The sequence below is a fragment of the Citrobacter sp. SX206 genome (assembly GCF_024181025.1).
Classification (GTDB): domain Bacteria; phylum Pseudomonadota; class Gammaproteobacteria; order Enterobacterales; family Enterobacteriaceae; genus Citrobacter; species Citrobacter youngae.
In genome coordinates, this window is sequence record NZ_CP049738.1 from 4,131,112 (window position 1) to 4,148,523 (window position 17,412).

Genomic DNA, 17,412 nt, shown 5'->3' on the forward strand with positions numbered 1-17,412 from the left:
ATTAAGGTCACAAAAAAGCCATCCCGAAGGATGGCTTAAGAGAAGGAGGAATCAATTACCCGCGCTGACGAACAGCTTCAAACAGGCAAATTCCCGTCGCAACAGAGACGTTAAGCGATGAAACGCTCCCGGCCATTGGGATGCTGATCAGTTCATCACAGTGTTCACGGGTCAGACGGCGCATACCTTCGCCCTCTGCACCCATTACCAGCGCCAGACGTCCGGTCATTTTGCTCTGATACAACGTATGGTCAGCTTCGCCTGCGGTACCAACGATCCAGATGTTCTCTTCCTGCAACATACGCATGGTGCGCGCCAGGTTGGTCACGCGGATCAGCGGTACGCTTTCTGCCGCGCCACAGGCGACTTTTTTCGCCGTCGCATTCAGCTGCGCAGAACGATCCTTCGGCACGATAACCGCATGCACGCCGGCAGCATCGGCGCTACGCAAACATGCGCCCAGGTTATGTGGATCAGTGACGCCATCGAGGATCAAAAAGAACGGCTGATCGAGCGTGGCAATCAGATCCGGCAGATCGTTCTCCTGATACTGACGACCCGGCTTCACGCGAGCAATAATTCCCTGATGTACCGCACCCTCGCTTTTCTCATCCAGAAACTGACGGTTAGCCAGTTGAATGACAACACCCTGTGCTTCCAGTGCGTGGATCAGCGGCAGCAGGCGTTTATCTTCACGACCTTTGAGAATAAAGACGTCCTGGAAGCGCTCCGGCGCACGTTCCAGCAGAGCCTGCACCGCATGGATGCCGTAAATCATTTCACTCATGAATATACTCGTTAATAGTTTATGCGTAACGCGGGCAACGCGAGGCTGCCCGACTTACTGTTTGTGGCGGTTATTGTGCGACGTTCTTTTTCGCCGCACGTTTAGCTTTGGTGGCGGCAGCGATTTTAAGCGTTTTTGCCGATGGCTTTTTCGCTTTTTTATCGCCTTTCTTCTCAGCCGCTTTCTTATCCGCCTGAGGTTTGGCTCTGCCTTTCTTCTCGCCGCGGAAAGCGCTGTCCGGCTCGAAATTCACCTTTTTGCCCATCTGACGGCGTTTACCGGTGTTTTTACCCGCATCGCCTTTTTTCGCTTTTTCGCGCGCGGTTTTACCTTCATTGCGCGGCGCACGTTCGCTGGAGATCAAACTGAAGTCGATTTTACGCTCGTCCATATTGACCGCTTCCACGCGAACTTCAACGCGATCGCCCAGGCGATACATTTGACCGCTGGATTCCCCCGTCAGGCGCTGCCCAACCTGGTCGAAACGATAGTAGTCGTTATCCAGAGAAGAAACATGCACCAGACCGTCGATAAACAGCTCATCAAGACGGACAAAGAAACCAAATCCGGTGACGCTGGCAATCACGCCTTTGAAGACATTACCCACCTGATCCAGCATGAAGTCGCACTTCAGCCAGTCAGAGACATCGCGTGTGGCTTCGTCAGCACGGCGCTCGGCCATCGAACAATGCTGACCCAGTTGCAGCATCTCTTCCATCGAATAATGGTAGCCACCCGTTTCCGTGGTGTTGCCTTTATGGCCCTGCTCCTGCGCCAGCAGATACTTAATCGCCCGGTGCAAGGAGAGATCCGGGTAACGACGGATCGGTGAAGTAAAGTGTGCATAAGATTGCAGCGCCAGGCCGAAGTGACCACGGTTTTCCGGATCGTAAATCGCCTGCTTCATCGAACGCAGCAGCATGGTTTGCAGCATTTCTGCGTCAGGACGGTCAGCAATCGACTCCAGCAGTTCAGCGTAATCGCGCGGCTCAGGTTTGTTGCCACCTGGCAGCTCCAGTCCCAGCTCTGCCAGGACGGAACGGAACGAGTTAATCGCTTCGGTTGTCGGCTTATCGTGAATACGGAACAGAGCTGGCTCTTTGGCTTTCTCAACGAATCGCGCCGCTGAGATGTTCGCCATGATCATGCACTCTTCAATCAGCTTGTGCGCGTCATTACGCTGCGTCTGCTCAATACGCTCAATACGGCGTTCAGCATTGAAGATAAACTTCGCCTCTTCACTTTCAAACGAGATACCGCCGCGCTCTTCACGGGCTTTATCCAGCACTTTGTAGAGGTTGTGCAGCTCTTCAATGTGTTTAACCAACGGCGCGTACTGCTCACGCAGTTCCTGGTCGCCCTGCAGCATGTGCCAGACCTTGGTGTAAGTCAGACGAGCATGGGAACTCATGACCGCTTCGTAGAATTTAAAGCCGGTTAAACGGCCTTTCGACGAAATGGTCATTTCGCAGACCATACACAACCTGTCCACCTGCGGGTTGAGCGAACACAATCCGTTAGACAGCACTTCCGGCAGCATCGGAACAACCTGCGACGGGAAGTAAACGGATGTGCCACGGCTGCGGGCTTCCTGGTCCAGCGGAGTCGGCGGGCGAACGTAATAGCTTACGTCAGCAATCGCCACCCATAAACGCCAGCCGCCGCCACGTTTCTTCTCGCAATAGACGGCATCATCGAAATCACGCGCATCTTCACCATCGATAGTAACCAGCGGCAAATCGCGCAAATCAACACGCCCGACTTTCGCTTCTTCCGGTACTTCTTCTTTCAGGCCGGCGACCTGTTTCTCTACTGCCTGCGGCCAGATATAGGGAATTTCATGAGTACGCAGAGCCATATCAACGGCCATGCTGGTGCCCATATTATCGCCCAGCACTTCAACAATTTTACCCACCGCTTTGGTACGGCGAGTCGGGCGCTGGGTGAGTTCAACCACCACCACAAAGCCCATACGAGCCCCCATCACCTCTTCCGGCGGGATCAGGATATCGAAGCTCAGGCGGCTGTCGTCAGGGACAACAAACCCAACGCCAGCGTCGGTGAAGTAGCGACCAACAATCTGGCTGGTTTTTGGCACCAGGACGCGCACAATACGCGCTTCGCGACGACCTTTACGGTCCGCGCCCAGCGGCTGTGCCAGTACCTGATCGCCATGAATGCAGGTTTTCATCTGCTCGCTGGACAGGTACAGGTCATCTTTGCGGCCTTCAACGCGCAGAAAGCCGTAGCCATCACGGTGGCCAATAACGGTGCCTTTCAGCAGGTCAAGACGTTCTGGCAGCGCATAGCACTGACGGCGGGTGAAGACCAGTTGCCCGTCACGCTCCATGGCGCGCAGGCGGCGACGCAGCGCTTCTTGCTGCTCTTCACCTTCAATGTTGAGTTCAGCGGCCAGCTCATCGCGGTTGGCCGGTTTTTCACGTTTAGTTAAATGTTCGAGGATAAATTCCCGGCTCGGGATAGGATTCGCGTATTTTTCTGCTTCGCGTTCCTGGAAAGGATCTTGTGACATCGAGGTTCCTCCATTGTCAGCTCTGATGGAATTCCTTCGTCTTTCACGACGCCTCTTTGTTGGCTGCCTTTGCTCCCCCTCAGTCACTTACTTTTGTAAGCTCCCGGGAGTCGCTCAGTTGCCGCCGCGATGCGACGCGAAATACTTTGGACTTCATTACTCCACCAGCAATAATTTATAAAGCGGTTGATTTTCTTCAACCAAATCAGCAAGTGTGTAGTTGTCCAGTTCCGTGAGAAAACTTTGCACTGCCTTAGAAAGCGCCTGTTTGAGTCGACAGGCTGGGGTAATGTGGCAAAACTCGCTGCTACAATTGACCAACGATAGCGGTTCCAGCTCGCGAACCACATCACCAATACCAATAGCTTTAGCCGGTTTGCCCAGGCGGATACCGCCATTTTTTCCACGAATAGCAGTAACAAAGCCCGCCCGGCTAAGTTGATTGATTATTTTGACCATATGATTACGGGACACGCCGTAGACTTCTGTCACCTCAGAAATACTGGTCATACGTCCTTCGGGAAGTGACGCCATGTAGATTAGCGCACGTAATCCGTAATCGGTGAAACTTGTTAACTGCACATCAACCTCAGGAAAAGGGATAAAACGGATAAACCTGGTGGTATTAATTATATTGATGATAAACCAGCCACCAGCCAGGTCGCTAATTTATTTCAGTTCAGGAAGGAAAAAAGCGAGGAACTTACGTGATTTTAAGCCGAATGCTGCTGCAAAGCACTCCATCCGGCCTAAGATAGTGCAAGCGCAGCGCCATTCGACGCCACGCTATAACCAGAATTATGCGTCGAACGGGTCGCGCAGGATCATGGTTTCAGTACGGTCTGGGCCAGTTGAGATAATATCAATCGGCACACCGGTCAGTTCTTCAATACGCTTGATGTAGTTCAGTGCTGCCTGCGGCAGACCGCTACGTTCCTTCACGCCGAAGGTAGATTCAGACCAGCCCGGCATGGTTTCGTAAATCGGCTCAATACCTTTCCAGTCGTCAGCTGCCAGCGGAGTCGTCGTGACTTCACGACCATCCGGCATACGGTAAGCGACACAGATTTTCACCTCTTTCAAACCGTCCAGTACGTCCAGTTTGGTCAGGCAGAAGCCAGACAGGGAGTTAATCTGTACTGCGCGACGCACAGCAACGGAGTCCAGCCAACCGGTGCGACGACGACGACCGGTGGTCGCGCCATACTCGTTACCTTGTTTGCACAGGAACTCGCCAACGTCATCAAACAGCTCAGTCGGGAACGGACCCGCACCGACACGTGTAGAGTAAGCTTTGATGATACCCAGAACGTAGTCCACATAACGCGGACCCAGGCCGGAGCCGGTTGCCACGCCACCTGCGGTGGTGTTGGAAGACGTTACGTACGGATAGGTACCGTGGTCAATATCCAGCAGCGTACCCTGCGCACCTTCGAACATGACGAAATCGCCACGCTTACGCGCCTGGTCCAGCAGATCGGAAACATCAACAACCATAGATGTCAGGATGTCGGCAATTGCCATCACGTCATCCAGCACTTTCTGGTAGTCAACTGCTTCAACTTTATAGAAATTCACCAGCTGGAAGTTGTGATATTCCATCACTTCTTTCAGTTTTTCAGCGAAAGTTGCTTTATCAAACAGATCGCCAACGCGCAGACCGCGACGAGCCACTTTATCTTCATAAGCCGGGCCGATACCACGACCGGTGGTGCCGATCGCTTTCTCACCGCGCGCTTTCTCACGAGCGTTATCCAACGCAACATGATAATCAAGGATCAGCGGACACGCTTCAGACAGCAGCAGGCGCTCACGAACCGGGATACCACGATCTTCCAGCCCTTTCATCTCTTTCATCAGCGCGGACGGAGACAGTACAACACCGTTACCGATGATGCTGGTTACATTCTCGCGAAGAATACCTGATGGAATAAGATGGAGGACGGTTTTTTCACCGTTGATTACGAGAGTATGGCCTGCGTTGTGACCGCCCTGGTAGCGCACAACATATTTAGCCCGTTCAGTCAGAAGATCGACGATCTTCCCTTTACCTTCGTCACCCCATTGGGTGCCCAGTACGACGACGTTGTTACCCATTTTTCAAAATCACCGTTTGCTTAAAAATGGATTCTACCACCGCTTTTTCAGATATACAGCACTTTTTGCATCCAAAATCCTGCAAATTAGTCTACTTATTGTTCAGCCAATCGTTTTCCTCAACATGTAGTAGACCACTACGCCCGCAACCACAAGACCTCCACCAAAACGACGTAAAATATTTTCAGGAAGTTGTGCCATCGCCGAGATCATTTTCTTCCAGGCGCGGGGATACAGCATAGGGCCCAGGCCTTCCAGCACCAAAACCAGCGCGAGCGCCAGCAAAATTGTTGAATTCATCCGTCGTCCTTATATAAAAAGAAAACCACCGTATCCCTGGGGATGCCGGTGGTTTTGCTGGTCTAAAACCGCTGGAGCTATTTTAGCGTGTTGCGCTATTCGGCGTCTTCATGTAACGGAAGAAATCGCTGTCCGGGCTCATGACCATCACATCCTGGTTTCCTTCGAAACTCTTCTCGTAAGCGCGCAGGCTACGGATGAAGGCATAGAAGTCAGGATCCTGGCTGAACGCATCGGCAAACAATTTAGCGGCTTCTGCATCACCTTCACCGCGCATGATGCGGCCCTGGCGCTCAGATTCTGCCAGCGTTTTAGTGACTTCATAGTCCGCTGTTGCACGCAGTTTTTCCGCTTCTTCCTGACCTTGTGAACGATGGCGACGCGCTACCGCTTCACGCTCAGCGCGCATACGGTTGTAAATAGCCTCGGACACTTCAGCTGGCAGGTTGATTTGCTTGATACGCACGTCAACCACTTCGATGCCCAATGCCGCCATACTGTTCGGGTTGATGACCGGAACTTTACCGTTCGTTTCAGCCTGAACACGTTCAGCCGCTTCGGCAATCGCGCTATCTGCTGCCGGAGTCGCCACTTCATCTTCCGTGCCAGCAGAGCCGGAGTTCAGCGCGTCACGAACTTCCAGGGTCAGACGACCGCGGGAATCGGTAACGATGTCTTTCACGTCCAGACGACCAATTTCAGAACGCAGACGGTCAGAGAACTTACGTTTCAACAGCACTTCTGCCTGAGAAACATCGCCACCGCCCGTTGCCAGGTAGTAGCGGCTAAAGTCACTGATACGCCACTTAATGTAGGAGTCAACGATCAGGTCTTTCTTCTCTTTGGTGACAAAGCGATCGGCCTGGTTGTCCATGGTCTGAATACGCGCATCCAGCATCTTCACGGATTCAATAAACGGAATCTTGAAGTGCAGGCCTGGTGCAACGACCAGCGGCTTGTTGTCATCGTCACGCAGAACTTTACCAAAGCGCAGTGTAATACCGCGCTCGCCTTCTTTGACCACAAAGACAGACATGAACAGAACTACCAGAACGATGATGATAATCGCAATAACTGACTTACGCATCGTTATTCCCCCTGACGCTGGTAGTCGTTACGCTGCGCGTTCGCGCGGCGTTGGTCCATAATATCGCCCTGACTGGTGGACGAGGTGTTGCTTGCCCCAGTGCTGGAAGACGTTACTGGTGGCAGACGCAGCAGATTTGAACTGCTGTCGCTCTTCGCTGCTGGCGCATTACCACCTTTCAGCATCTGATCCAACGGCAGAACCATCAGATTGCTGCCCTTATCGTTAACCAGTACTTTACGGGTATGGCTCAGCACTTTTTCCATGGTTTCGATATACAGACGCTCGCGAGTAATCTGCGGTGCGGCTTTATATTCCGGCAGAATTTTTGCGAAACGAGCCACTTCACCCTGTGCTTCCAGGATGGTCTGGGTCTTATACGCACGCGCTTCTTCCAGAATACGCTGCGCCTGACCGTTTGCACGTGGCTGAACTTCGTTGGTATACGCTTCTGCTTCACGGATGTACTGCTGCTCGTTTTCACGCGCTGCGATAGCATCATCAAACGCCGCTTTTACCTCTTCCGGTGGACGTGCAGCCTGGAAGTTGACGTCCAGCAGGGTGATACCCATGTTGTATGGACGAATGGTTTCTTCCAGTTCACGCTGGGTATCGCTACGAATAACGGTACGCCCTTCAGTCAGGATACGATCCATGGTGTATTTACCGATGACCCCACGCAGGGCGCTGTCGGTTGCCTGACGCAGACTGTCATCCGCGCTGGTTACGCTAAACAGGTAACGCTGCGGATCGGTCACACGGTACTGCACGTTCATTTCAACGCGCACGACGTTTTCGTCTGATGTCAGCATCACGCCGGATGCGGCGAGTTCACGCACAGCTTCCACGTTGACCGGGGTCACTTCGTCGATAAAGGTCGGTTTCCAGTTCAGACCCGGCTCAACCAGATGGCTGAATTTACCGAAGCGTGTCACCACGCCACGTTCCGCTTCTTTAATGGTGTAGAAACCGCTGGCCGCCCAGATAATGACGATAGCTGCCGCTGCAATAGTAAAGACTCGGCCGCCCAGTTGCGGACGCGGGCCTTGTGATGAACTACCACCACCAGAACCCGTGCCTTTACCGCCACCCAAACCACCGAGTTTTTTACTCAGTTTGCGGAAGATATCATCCAGATCGGGAGGTCCCTGATCGCGACCACCTTTGTTTCCATTTCCCTCTGGGTTGCCGCCAGGTTTGCTGCTTCCCCAGGGGTCGCGGTCTTGTCCGTTATTACCGGGCTGATTCCACGCCATGTTTGTGCTCCATATTTGTTATGCGATGCTATACCTGCGTTTTTTGCGCTGCAGATGCGTTGGCTACATCTTTCAACCCCAGTCACATAGTTGACTATGCACCTGGAGATTTCAGGACTTGCCGCCTTTCTGCCGCATAAAATCCACGAGGAATAGAGGCGAAAAAATCTTCAGGCCATATCCGTCAGGTCAGACAACATAGTCTTCCAGTGCCGGTTCTTGTTTACAGAGGCGACGCCAGTCTACGATCGGCATACGAACCTGCAGACCTACGCTGCCGTCCTCCTCCATCCACTCTTTCTCTATTGCCTGAAGTTGGTAAAACCGGCTTCTCAGTCGCCCTTCCTGCGGCGGCAAACGCAACGTATGTTGCGCAACCTCACCGGAAAGTCGCTCTGTCAAAGCCTGAAAAAGCTGTGGTATACCTATTCCCGTTTGCGCTGAAACCCAAACGCGAATCGGTTTATTCTCTTCATCTCTGTCGATACGCGGTTCAAAATCATCCAGCATATCGATTTTATTCATCACCAACAGAGTCGGGATCTCATGCGCATCGATCTCTTCGAGCACCGTGTCGACGGCCTCGATGTTTTCCTGCACACGAAAATCTGCTGCATCAATAACGTGCAGCAGCAATGTCGCCTGACGAGTTTCCTGCAAGGTGGCTTTAAATGCCGCCACCAGGTCGTGCGGCAAATGGCGGATAAACCCTACGGTATCCGCCAGCACGGTTTCACCGACGTCCGCTACGTCTATTCGGCGCAGCGTCGGGTCCAGGGTCGCAAACAGCTGGTCCGCTGCATAAACCCGGGCTTCGGTTATCTGGTTGAACAGGGTGGATTTTCCGGCGTTGGTATATCCCACCAGTGATACGGTTGGGACATCCGCTTTCTTGCGCGACTGCCGCCCCTGCTCACGTTGCTTTTCAACTTTTTCCAGGCGCGACTGTATTTGCAAAATGCGATTACGCAGCAAACGACGGTCGGTTTCGAGCTGGGTTTCACCCGGACCGCGCAAACCAATCCCGCCCTTTTGCCTTTCAAGGTGGGTCCAGCCACGGACCAGACGCGTAGCCATATGGCGCAACTGCGCCAGCTCAACCTGCAACTTACCCTCATGGGTGCGCGCACGCTGGGCAAAAATATCTAAAATAAGACCGGTCCTGTCGATAACAAGACACTGGCACAACTGTTCCAGGTTACGTTCCTGGGCGGGGCTCAGCGCATGATCAAAAATCACCACCGCAGCGCCAGTCGCTTTTACGGCTTCGGCAATTTCGATTGCCTTACCTTCACCAACAAAATACTTCGGGTGCGGTGCTTTACGGCTCCCGGTAATCACCTGCATTGCTTCGACACCGGCGGAAGAAACCAGAGATTCAAACTCCTGGAGGTCTTCCATATCTTTGTCTTGCGAAAAATAGATGTGTACCAGTACCGCCTGCTCACCGGCATCATAACGGTCAAACAAGCGTCAACCCCTTAATATATATCAACGGGGAACGCAGGATCGCTGGCTCCCCGTGTGTAAAACAGCTAACAACCTTATTCGGTTTCTTCGCTGTCCTGTTGCGCAGATGAACCTTGCGCGTTGCTACCGTGATGGTAGTTGCTGCCAGTGCCGCCGGTGGCATTATTGCTGTGATGAGAAACCGGGCGAGACGGGACAACAGTAGAAATCGCGTGCTTATAAACCATCTGGCTGACCGTGTTTTTCAACAGGATCACGAACTGATCAAAAGACTCGATTTGACCTTGCAGCTTAATACCATTCACCAAATAAATAGAAACTGGAACACGTTCCCGACGCAGTGCGTTCAGGAACGGATCTTGTAAAGATTGCCCCTTAGCCATTCTCTCTTTTCCTTATATGCTTATTTGTACTTAATACGCTTCATCCTTCAGGTTGCCTCTACGTTAGCGACGTTCGTTCCCCCCTGTCACTTACTTGAGCAAGCTCCTGGGGATTCACTCTCTTGCTGCCTTGATGCAACTTGAATGACTTTGCGTATTGAACCTTATGGTTCTGAAAAATTGCGCACGATACGTTTCAATTGTACACATTCAGTTCGCGATAGCACCAACAACCTGTAATACTTCGTTTCGCGCCTGGTCAGGCTTTTCACTGTCAAGCCAGTGCACCCCTTCCCAACCACGCAACCAGGTTATCTGCCGCTTCGCTAACTGCCTCGTGGCGCAAACACCTCTATAAACCATTTCATCGTATGAAATTTCGCCTTCAATGTATGACCACATCTGGCGATACCCGACACAACGAATGGAAGGCAAATCCGTATGCAAATCTCCTCGGGCAAAAAGCGCCCGGACTTCTGCTTCAAAACCTGAAGCTAACATCTGATGAAAACGCTGCTCAATTCGCTGATGGAGCAATTCACGGCTCGCCGGAGCGATCGCAAACTGGTACACCTCATACGGCAAAGCATCTCCTGACGTTTGCGTCAGCTCCGTTAAAGTTTTACCCGAAATGAAAAAAACTTCCAGTGCCCGGGAAAGTCTTTGCGGATCATTTGGATGAATCCGCGCTGCAGCTACCGGGTCAATCTCCTGAAGCTGTCGGTGTAACGCGTCCCATCCAAGCTCTGCCGCCTGCTGCTCGATTCTGGCCCTGACCTCCGGGTCCGCCGACGGTAACGGCGACAGCCCTTCAAGCAAGGCTTTGAAATATAACATAGTGCCACCCACTAACAGCGGGATACGCCCCGCTGCGGTGATATCGGCCATCTCGGCTAGCGCATCGCGACGAAAATCCGCAGCAGAATACGCTTGCGCCGGATCACGAATATCCAGCAATCGGTGTGGTGCGGCCTTCAATTCATTAGCATCAGGCTTCGCGGTGCCGATATCCATCCCCTTGTAAATAAGGGCGGAATCAACGCTTATCAACTCTACGGGCAAAACTTTACGCAATTCAATTGCTAATGCTGTTTTACCGGAGGCCGTTGGCCCCATCAAAAAAATCGCCTTTGGCAGGCTCGCCTTACAGGTATCACTCATGTTTCAGGGCGTTCATTACCGAATGTAAATCAACAGGTTGTAACAGACCACCCGGCGGTACCTTCACGAGTTGTGGGCATAGCCGCTCAACATCCGCCAACAGAGTAATCGCCTGGGCCATACTCCACTGCGGATGCTCGCTCATCAGGTTACGTGCAATCCACTGCGCAATGTTGCCCGCTTCGAATACGGTTTGCTGCGCCAGGTAGCCTATCAGTTCAGGAATCAAGATTTGTAAATTTTGTTGGCGTAAGGGTAAAGGCACCGCCCGGATGGTCACATGCTGCGCATCCAGCTGAAATTCAACCCCCAAATCGGCCAGTTGGCTCTGCCCTTTTTGCAACGCTGCTTTTTCATCAGCGGTGACTTTTAGACGTAACGGGATCAACAATGGCTGAGCGCAAACAGGGGCCTGGCCGGGCGTAAGCTGCGCCTGCCGCAACCACCGTTCCGCAACAGGTAACGCCAGCAGCCGAATCTGGCTATCGCTTTCCAGTAATGCACAGTCGGTCCCTACGATAGTCAGCACCCTTCCAAACCCTTGACTGTTACCGGTAAGAGGTGCTGCCGGCGTTTCAGTGACCGGTGGTTTGTGCATTGGAGCCGGTGTCTGCAGCAGGCGCTGATAAATTTCGCCCTGCTGCTTTTGATATCCAGGCTGGGCATGCGGCCAGCTCGCTGCCTGACGGCCTGCGCCACTACTGCCGCTTCCAGCGCCAGTGGAAGCAGAGTAACGCGGTGTCGCTGGTTCGCGCGCGGGAGTCGGTTCGGCAAAATGGTTACGTCCGGCGGCGACACGGTTTTCCGGGATGTGCCTTGGGGCAGGCTCATTGTCGTCAGCCAACGGCAGCGATGTTTCAAGCTGCTGTTGCAGGACGCTCAACACGCCCTGGTAAATAAAATCGTGCACCAGGCGGGATTGATGAAAACGGACCTCATGTTTGGCAGGATGTACGTTAACATCCACCTGATGCGGGTCGATTTCCAGATACAGCACAAAAGCGGGTTGTTGATCGGCTCCCAGCTTATCTTCACAGGCCTGACGAATAGCATGGTTGATCAGCCGGTCGCGCATCATCCGGCCATTCACATAGCAGTACTGGATTTCCGCCAGCGCAGCCGTTGTGTGGTTCGGATCGGCCACCCAGCCGCGCAGGGTTAAATCGCCATGCTGCCATTCAATCGCCAGCGCATGCTCCAGAAACGGCGTGCCGCAAATCGCGCCCAGCCGGCGCTCTTTTTGTCCATCCGCCGCTACGGCACGATACTGGCGCACCATTTTGCCGTTGTGTGACAAATTAATTGTCACATCGAAACGCGCCAACGCAATGCGGCGAATAATCTCGTCGATATGATTAAATTCAGTTTTCTCGGTGCGCATAAATTTGCGTCGGGCTGGCGTGTTGTAAAACAGATCCAGCACTTCCAGCGTAGTACCCACCGGATGCGCGGCAGGTTTAACCGTCACATCCATGTCGCGCCCTTCAGCATAGGCTTGCCAGGCTTCAGGCTGCTCTTGCGTGCGCGACGTCAGGGTTAAACGAGAGACTGAGCTGATACTGGCCAGCGCTTCGCCGCGAAATCCGAGGCTCACGATGGCCTCGAGATCGTCAAGCGAAGCAATTTTACTGGTGGCATGACGCGCCAGCGCCAACGCCAGCTCGTCTTTTTTAATCCCGCAGCCGTTGTCACGAATACGGATAAGCTTCGCACCACCGCGCTCAATATCAATATCAATGCGCGTCGCACCAGCATCAATGCTGTTTTCCACCAGCTCTTTCACCACTGACGCAGGCCGTTCTACCACCTCGCCTGCGGCAATCTGGTTCGCCAGCTGTGGCGGTAGAACCTGAATCGGCATGGCTAATCCTTAATTTGTTAACGTGTTACCAGGCGATACCGCACTGGCGGTTTGCGCCTGTGCGCCCTGCGGCCCGGTTTGCATTGGGTGCGCCTGGAAATAGTTACGCAATCCTTTGTAAATCGCCTCGGCCAGCTGCTGCTGATAATCATCACTCGCCAACAGACGCTCTTCGCTGTTGTTACTGATAAAGCCGGTCTCAACCAGCACTGACGGGATATCAGGCGAACGTAATACCCCCAGACTGGCGTGTTCAGGACGACGCTTATGCATCGAGCCAATACGTTCTAACTGGCCGATCATGCTGGTCGCCACATCATACCCGACACGTTGCGAATGGCCGAACTGCAGGTCCAGCACGGCCTGGCTGAGATAAGGATCGGACTGGCTGTTTGCCAGCACATCGCCCGCGCCGCCCAACAGCTCTGATTGCTTCTCGTGCTGTTCCAGCCAGCCGGCCATCTCACTGTTCGCCCGACGGTTTGACAGAACCCAGACGGAAGCGCCGGTGGCATCCCGGTTTGGCGCGGCATCCGCATGAATAGAGACCAGGAAATTGGCGTTTTGTTTACGCGCAACATCAGAACGGCCCATCACCGAGATAAAGTAATCGCCATCACGGGTGAGTACCCCTTTAAACATCGGGTCATCATTGAGCAAGCTGCGCAGTTTGCGCGCCACGGCAATCGTGACGTTTTTCTCACGCGTGCCGCCAGGGCCAATCGCGCCAGGATCCTGCCCGCCGTGTCCGGCATCAATGGCAATAACCACTTTATCGCCGTTACCGGTGCTGGCGCGCGCCGCAGGTCGTGTGGAGGTATTACTGTTAGTAACGATCGTCGTGCGATCATTTTCCGCTTTAAACGGGTTACGCGCAGGCTCGGCAGGACGAGGGGCGACAACCGGCGCTTCAACACGCTTCGCAACCACTGGCGGTGGCGGCGGTGGCGCATCCGCTTTGATGGTAAACACAACGGTATAATTGCCACCGTTCTGACGTTTAACGGCTTCGGCTTTGCCGTTCTCGGTTAAATCCACCACCAGGCGCAGAGACTGCGCATCTTTTGGCGTGCCGGAACGGATAGATTTCACCAGATTATTGCCGCTAAACAGCAGCGGTAATCCCTGAATCACACCGGTTTGTTTAATATCCAACGCGACGGTTCGTTTCCCGTCCTGAGTCACGGCGTATTCAGGATCGCCAATAAAGCTCAGCGTAATCCGCGCCTGTTGATCGCCATTGGAAACCTGAAGATCGGAGAGGCTGGCGGCCCCTGCCTGCGCGCACAGCAGGACCAGGGTTGCCATCAGCCAGTTTCTGATGCGATAAATCATCCCGCCACCCTTAAGGTTAATCGGCTAAACGCGCCAGCAATAATTCACCCGATGAGGAGACAGCACTTACGCGCGCCTCACGACCTTGCGCCTGATATTCAATGTGTATTTCGACGTCCGGGTCTGGTAGTACACCTTTACCTTGTTGCGGCCATTCCACCAGGCAGATGGCATCATTGGCAAAATAATCGCGGATCCCCATAAATTCCAGCTCCTCCGGGTCCGCAAGTCGGTACAGATCGAAGTGATATACCATCAAATTATCGAGCGCATAGGGTTCAACCAGCGTGTAGGTGGGGCTTTTTACATTACCTTTGTGGCCTAACGCCTGCAGGAATCCCCGGCTGAAAGTGGTTTTACCCGCCCCCAGGTCGCCGTACAAATAAATTACCGTCGCGCCGTCACAGGCTTTAGCTACCCGCAGTCCCAGGTCTAAAGTCGCCTGTTCATCAGGTAGTGGAATTACTCGATTCATCATGATAAACGTCAATCACATCAGGGTTAACAATACGCTGTAGCGTGGTAAAGAGATCTGTCGCCAGCATGCCACGCGTACCAAAACGCGCCGCCAGCACATCCGCTGCCGCACCATGCGCAACACATCCCGCACAGGCTGCATCATACGGGGTAAGCTTCTGTCCGAGCAATGCGCCAATAATACCGGAAAGCACATCACCCATTCCGCCGCTGGCCATCCCGGCATTGCCGGTATCAATAATACCCAGCTCAGCCTGTTCAGCAGCAACAACCGTACCCGCGCCTTTCAGCACAACCACGCCGCCGTACCGTTTTACCAGACGTTGCGCACAAAGTAAGCGATCGTCTTCAATTTCTGCAATGGAACAGCCCAGCAGTCGCGCGGCTTCACCAGGATGCGGCGTGATCACGCGATTGTGACGTTTATCGGGATTGATTGCCAGCAGGTTCAGCGCATCCGCATCCCAGAGCATCGGTTTGCGAAAATTCTCCACTTTTTGCAGCGCTTTTTTGCCCCACTCCTGCTGACCAAGCCCTGGGCCTATCACCACCACATCCGCCCACGCCAGGCTCTCTTCCAGCGTCTGCGGCGTCAGCGCATCGACCATCAGTTCTGGTCTGGCAGTCAGAACAGGCGCAATGTTTTCACTGCGCGTCAGCACTTTGACCAGCCCGGCTCCTGCGCGCAGCGCAGCTTCCCCGGCCATGCGTATTGCCCCTGCCGTACCGTGATCACCACCGATAATCACCAGCCGACCGTGGGAGCCCTTGTGCGAGGTGGGTCGACGCGGCGTTAGCCAGTGCGTAAGCTGTTGAGCATCAAAACGTTGCAATGGCGCGTTCTGCCCCGCCAGCCAGTCGTCCAGCCCGAGTGCGTTAACATGCAGACGTCCGGTGACATCGCGTGCTTTACCGGTGAGCAGACCAGGCTTGAGCGCAATAAAGGTAACGGTGTGCGCAGCGTTGATGACAGCCCCCGGCGTCGCCCCTGTCTGCGCCAGTAGGCCGGATGGAATGTCGATTGCGATTGTAGGGGCTGGGTGGCTATTGGCACGTTCGATCAACGCCGGGAGAGGTTCACGCGGCGCGTTTTTTAAGCCAGTACCTGACAGCGCATCAATAATGACGTCCACGCTGTCTGGCCAGTTAATATCCGCAGCATGAATCACGCCACCGGCGTTAAGCCAGGCGTCGTGCGCCTGCTGCGCCTCCTCGGGGAGTGGCTTGTCACCCTCCTGCGCCAGCAACGTGACTTCAAGCCCCAGCGCTTTGGCAAGTCTTGCCACCACGTAACCATCACCGCCGTTGTTGCCATGACCGCAGAGCACCAGCCAGTGTTGGGCATTCGGATAGGCCTCGCGGGTGACCTGAAACGCCGCCTCTCCCGCCCGTTGCATCAGCTCATACAACGTCAGCCCTAAACTGTCTGCCGCCTCTCGCTCCATCCGCCTGATGTCATCGGCGTGCCAGATGGAGTGTGGTATACTTGCGGGGTTTTTCTTCATTGTATGGTCCGTCATGTCAGAGCCCCTCGATCTCAATCAGTTAGCGCAAAATATTAAGCAGTGGGGGCTGGAGCTTGGCTTTCAGCAGGTCGGTATTGCCGATACCGACCTCAGCGAAGCGGAGCCCAAACTGCAGGCCTGGCTGGATAAACAATACCACGGCGAGATGGACTGGATGGCCCGTCACGGCATGATGCGCGCCCGACCTCACGAATTATTACCCGGTACGCTACGCGTCATCAGCGTACGTATGAACTATCTGCCTGCTAATGCCGCCTTTGCCAGCACGTTGAAAAACCCCTCACTCGGTTACGTCAGCCGTTACGCGCTTGGGCGCGACTACCATAAGCTACTGCGTAACCGCTTAAAAAAGCTGGGAGAGAGGATTCAACAGCACTGCGTTTCGCTGAATTTTAGACCTTTTGTCGATTCCGCGCCCATTCTTGAGCGTCCTTTGGCGGAAAAAGCCGGACTTGGCTGGACAGGTAAGCACTCACTTATCCTCAATCGCGAAGCAGGTTCATTTTTCTTCCTCGGGGAATTACTGATCGACGTGCCCCTGCCGGTCGATAAGCCAGTCGAAGAAGGATGCGGGAAATGTGTTGCCTGTATGACCATCTGTCCCACCGGGGCCATCGTGGAACCCTACACGGTAGACGCACGCCGCTGTATCTCGTATCTCACTATCGAACTGGAAGGTGCTATCCCGGAAGAATTTCGTCCTCTGTTGGGGAATCGAATTTACGGCTGCGATGATTGTCAGCTCATTTGCCCATGGAACCGCTATTCGCAGTTGACGACAGAGGATGACTTCTCCCCCCGCAAGCAACTTCATGCTCCGGAGTTAATAGAGCTGTTTAGCTGGAGCGAAGCGTGGTTTTTAAAAGTCACGGAAGGTTCTGCCATTCGCCGTATTGGCCACCTGCGCTGGCTGCGAAATATCGCCGTTGCGTTGGGTAATGCCCCATGGGATGACGCGGTTATTCACGCTCTGGAAAGTCGCAGAGGTGAGCACCCACTTCTCGACGAACACATAGACTGGGCGGTTGCTCAGCAAATCGAGAAGCGAAATGCCTGCGTAGTTGAGGTGCAGTTACCGAAGAAACAACGTTTGGTCAGGGTCATTGAAAAGGGTCTGCCGCGCGACGCGTAAGTCATCC

15 protein-coding genes are annotated in these 17,412 nt (G+C 53.9%); 1 reads left to right on the forward strand and 14 read right to left on the reverse strand.

The annotated features are described in order from the left end of the window. Positions 1 to 55: 55 nt before the first annotated feature. From rlmB to nnr, 14 genes are all read right to left on the reverse strand, one after another. Positions 56 to 787 (reverse strand): 23S rRNA (guanosine(2251)-2'-O)-methyltransferase RlmB, encoded by a 732-nt coding sequence (rlmB, locus tag G8S19_RS19975; protein ID WP_003830482.1) that lies wholly within the window; start codon positions 785 to 787, stop codon positions 56 to 58. Positions 788 to 857: 70 nt separating this feature from the next. Further along, positions 858 to 3,320 (reverse strand): ribonuclease R, encoded by a 2,463-nt coding sequence (rnr, locus tag G8S19_RS19980; RefSeq protein WP_115644001.1) that lies wholly within the window; start codon positions 3,318 to 3,320, stop codon positions 858 to 860. 156 nt (positions 3,321 to 3,476) lie between these two features. Next, complete coding sequence (gene nsrR / locus G8S19_RS19985) at positions 3,477 to 3,902, reverse strand: nitric oxide-sensing transcriptional repressor NsrR (protein WP_005134424.1); 426 nt, start codon at positions 3,900 to 3,902, stop codon at positions 3,477 to 3,479. Between the two features lie 216 nt (positions 3,903 to 4,118). After that, positions 4,119 to 5,417 (reverse strand): adenylosuccinate synthase, encoded by a 1,299-nt coding sequence (gene purA / locus G8S19_RS19990; RefSeq protein ID WP_005134423.1) that lies wholly within the window; start codon positions 5,415 to 5,417, stop codon positions 4,119 to 4,121. 102 nt (positions 5,418 to 5,519) lie between these two features. Continuing rightward, on the reverse strand, positions 5,520 to 5,717 hold the full coding sequence (locus G8S19_RS19995; protein WP_005122170.1) for a DUF2065 family protein: 198 nt from the start codon (positions 5,715 to 5,717) through the stop codon (positions 5,520 to 5,522). An 82-nt stretch (positions 5,718 to 5,799) separates the two neighbouring features. Beyond that, a complete protein-coding gene (hflC, locus tag G8S19_RS20000) occupies positions 5,800 to 6,804 on the reverse strand; it encodes a protease modulator HflC (protein ID WP_005122169.1) in 1,005 nt (334 codons plus the stop codon). 2 nt (positions 6,805 to 6,806) lie between these two features. Then, entirely contained in the window at positions 6,807 to 8,060 is a 1,254-nt protein-coding gene (gene hflK, locus G8S19_RS20005) for an FtsH protease activity modulator HflK (protein ID WP_048212892.1), read from the reverse strand. Between the two features lie 189 nt (positions 8,061 to 8,249). After that, positions 8,250 to 9,530: a ribosome rescue GTPase HflX gene (hflX, locus tag G8S19_RS20010; RefSeq protein ID WP_003025589.1), complete on the reverse strand. Its 1,281-nt coding sequence runs from the start codon at positions 9,528 to 9,530 to the stop codon at positions 8,250 to 8,252. Between the two features lie 74 nt (positions 9,531 to 9,604). Continuing rightward, positions 9,605 to 9,913 carry an RNA chaperone Hfq gene (gene hfq, locus G8S19_RS20015; protein ID WP_003025584.1) on the reverse strand — a complete coding sequence of 103 codons (309 nt, stop codon included), beginning with the start codon at positions 9,911 to 9,913 and terminating at the stop codon, positions 9,605 to 9,607. 210 nt (positions 9,914 to 10,123) lie between these two features. After that, on the reverse strand, positions 10,124 to 11,074 hold the full coding sequence (miaA, locus tag G8S19_RS20020; RefSeq protein WP_253685788.1) for a tRNA (adenosine(37)-N6)-dimethylallyltransferase MiaA: 951 nt from the start codon (positions 11,072 to 11,074) through the stop codon (positions 10,124 to 10,126). Further along, the gene (gene mutL, locus G8S19_RS20025; protein WP_253685790.1) at positions 11,067 to 12,935 is read right to left on the reverse strand and encodes a DNA mismatch repair endonuclease MutL; all 1,869 of its coding nucleotides are present in this window, start codon (positions 12,933 to 12,935) and stop codon (positions 11,067 to 11,069) included. The genes miaA and mutL overlap by 8 nt, the downstream gene beginning before the upstream one ends. 9 nt (positions 12,936 to 12,944) lie before the next feature. After that, positions 12,945 to 14,270: an N-acetylmuramoyl-L-alanine amidase AmiB gene (gene amiB / locus G8S19_RS20030; protein ID WP_124020797.1), complete on the reverse strand. Its 1,326-nt coding sequence runs from the start codon at positions 14,268 to 14,270 to the stop codon at positions 12,945 to 12,947. A gap of 16 nt (positions 14,271 to 14,286) precedes the next feature. After that, a complete protein-coding gene (gene tsaE, locus G8S19_RS20035) occupies positions 14,287 to 14,748 on the reverse strand; it encodes a tRNA (adenosine(37)-N6)-threonylcarbamoyltransferase complex ATPase subunit type 1 TsaE (RefSeq protein WP_048212897.1) in 462 nt (153 codons plus the stop codon). After that, positions 14,720 to 16,267: a bifunctional ADP-dependent NAD(P)H-hydrate dehydratase/NAD(P)H-hydrate epimerase gene (nnr, locus tag G8S19_RS20040; RefSeq protein ID WP_101742901.1), complete on the reverse strand. Its 1,548-nt coding sequence runs from the start codon at positions 16,265 to 16,267 to the stop codon at positions 14,720 to 14,722. The genes tsaE and nnr overlap by 29 nt, the downstream gene beginning before the upstream one ends. Here nnr and queG point away from each other — a divergent pair. Continuing rightward, positions 16,266 to 17,405, forward strand: a complete 1,140-nt coding sequence (gene queG, locus G8S19_RS20045; protein ID WP_124020798.1) for a tRNA epoxyqueuosine(34) reductase QueG — start codon at positions 16,266 to 16,268, stop codon at positions 17,403 to 17,405. The genes nnr and queG overlap by 2 nt on opposite strands. The last annotated feature ends 7 nt before the right edge of the window (positions 17,406 to 17,412 follow it).

Bases quoted from the DNA above. Each gene is read 5' to 3' on its own strand.
- hflK (WP_048212892.1), bottom strand. From the start codon at position 8,060: ATGGCGTGGAATCAGCCCGGTAATAACGGACAAGACCGCGACCCCTGG.
- rlmB (WP_003830482.1), bottom strand. From the start codon at position 787: ATGAGTGAAATGATTTACGGCATCCATGCGGTGCAGGCTCTGCTGGAA.
- rnr (WP_115644001.1), bottom strand. From the start codon at position 3,320: ATGTCACAAGATCCTTTCCAGGAACGCGAAGCAGAAAAATACGCGAAT.
- mutL (WP_253685790.1), bottom strand. From the start codon at position 12,935: ATGCCGATTCAGGTTCTACCGCCACAGCTGGCGAACCAGATTGCCGCA.
- G8S19_RS19995 (WP_005122170.1), bottom strand. From the start codon at position 5,717: ATGAATTCAACAATTTTGCTGGCGCTCGCGCTGGTTTTGGTGCTGGAA.
- purA (WP_005134423.1), bottom strand. From the start codon at position 5,417: ATGGGTAACAACGTCGTCGTACTGGGCACCCAATGGGGTGACGAAGGT.
- tsaE (WP_048212897.1), bottom strand. From the start codon at position 14,748: ATGATGAATCGAGTAATTCCACTACCTGATGAACAGGCGACTTTAGAC.
- nnr (WP_101742901.1), bottom strand. From the start codon at position 16,267: ATGACGGACCATACAATGAAGAAAAACCCCGCAAGTATACCACACTCC.
- amiB (WP_124020797.1), bottom strand. From the start codon at position 14,270: ATGATTTATCGCATCAGAAACTGGCTGATGGCAACCCTGGTCCTGCTG.
- miaA (WP_253685788.1), bottom strand. From the start codon at position 11,074: ATGAGTGATACCTGTAAGGCGAGCCTGCCAAAGGCGATTTTTTTGATG.
- queG (WP_124020798.1), top strand. From the start codon at position 16,266: ATGTCAGAGCCCCTCGATCTCAATCAGTTAGCGCAAAATATTAAGCAG.
- hfq (WP_003025584.1), bottom strand. From the start codon at position 9,913: ATGGCTAAGGGGCAATCTTTACAAGATCCGTTCCTGAACGCACTGCGT.
- hflC (WP_005122169.1), bottom strand. From the start codon at position 6,804: ATGCGTAAGTCAGTTATTGCGATTATCATCATCGTTCTGGTAGTTCTG.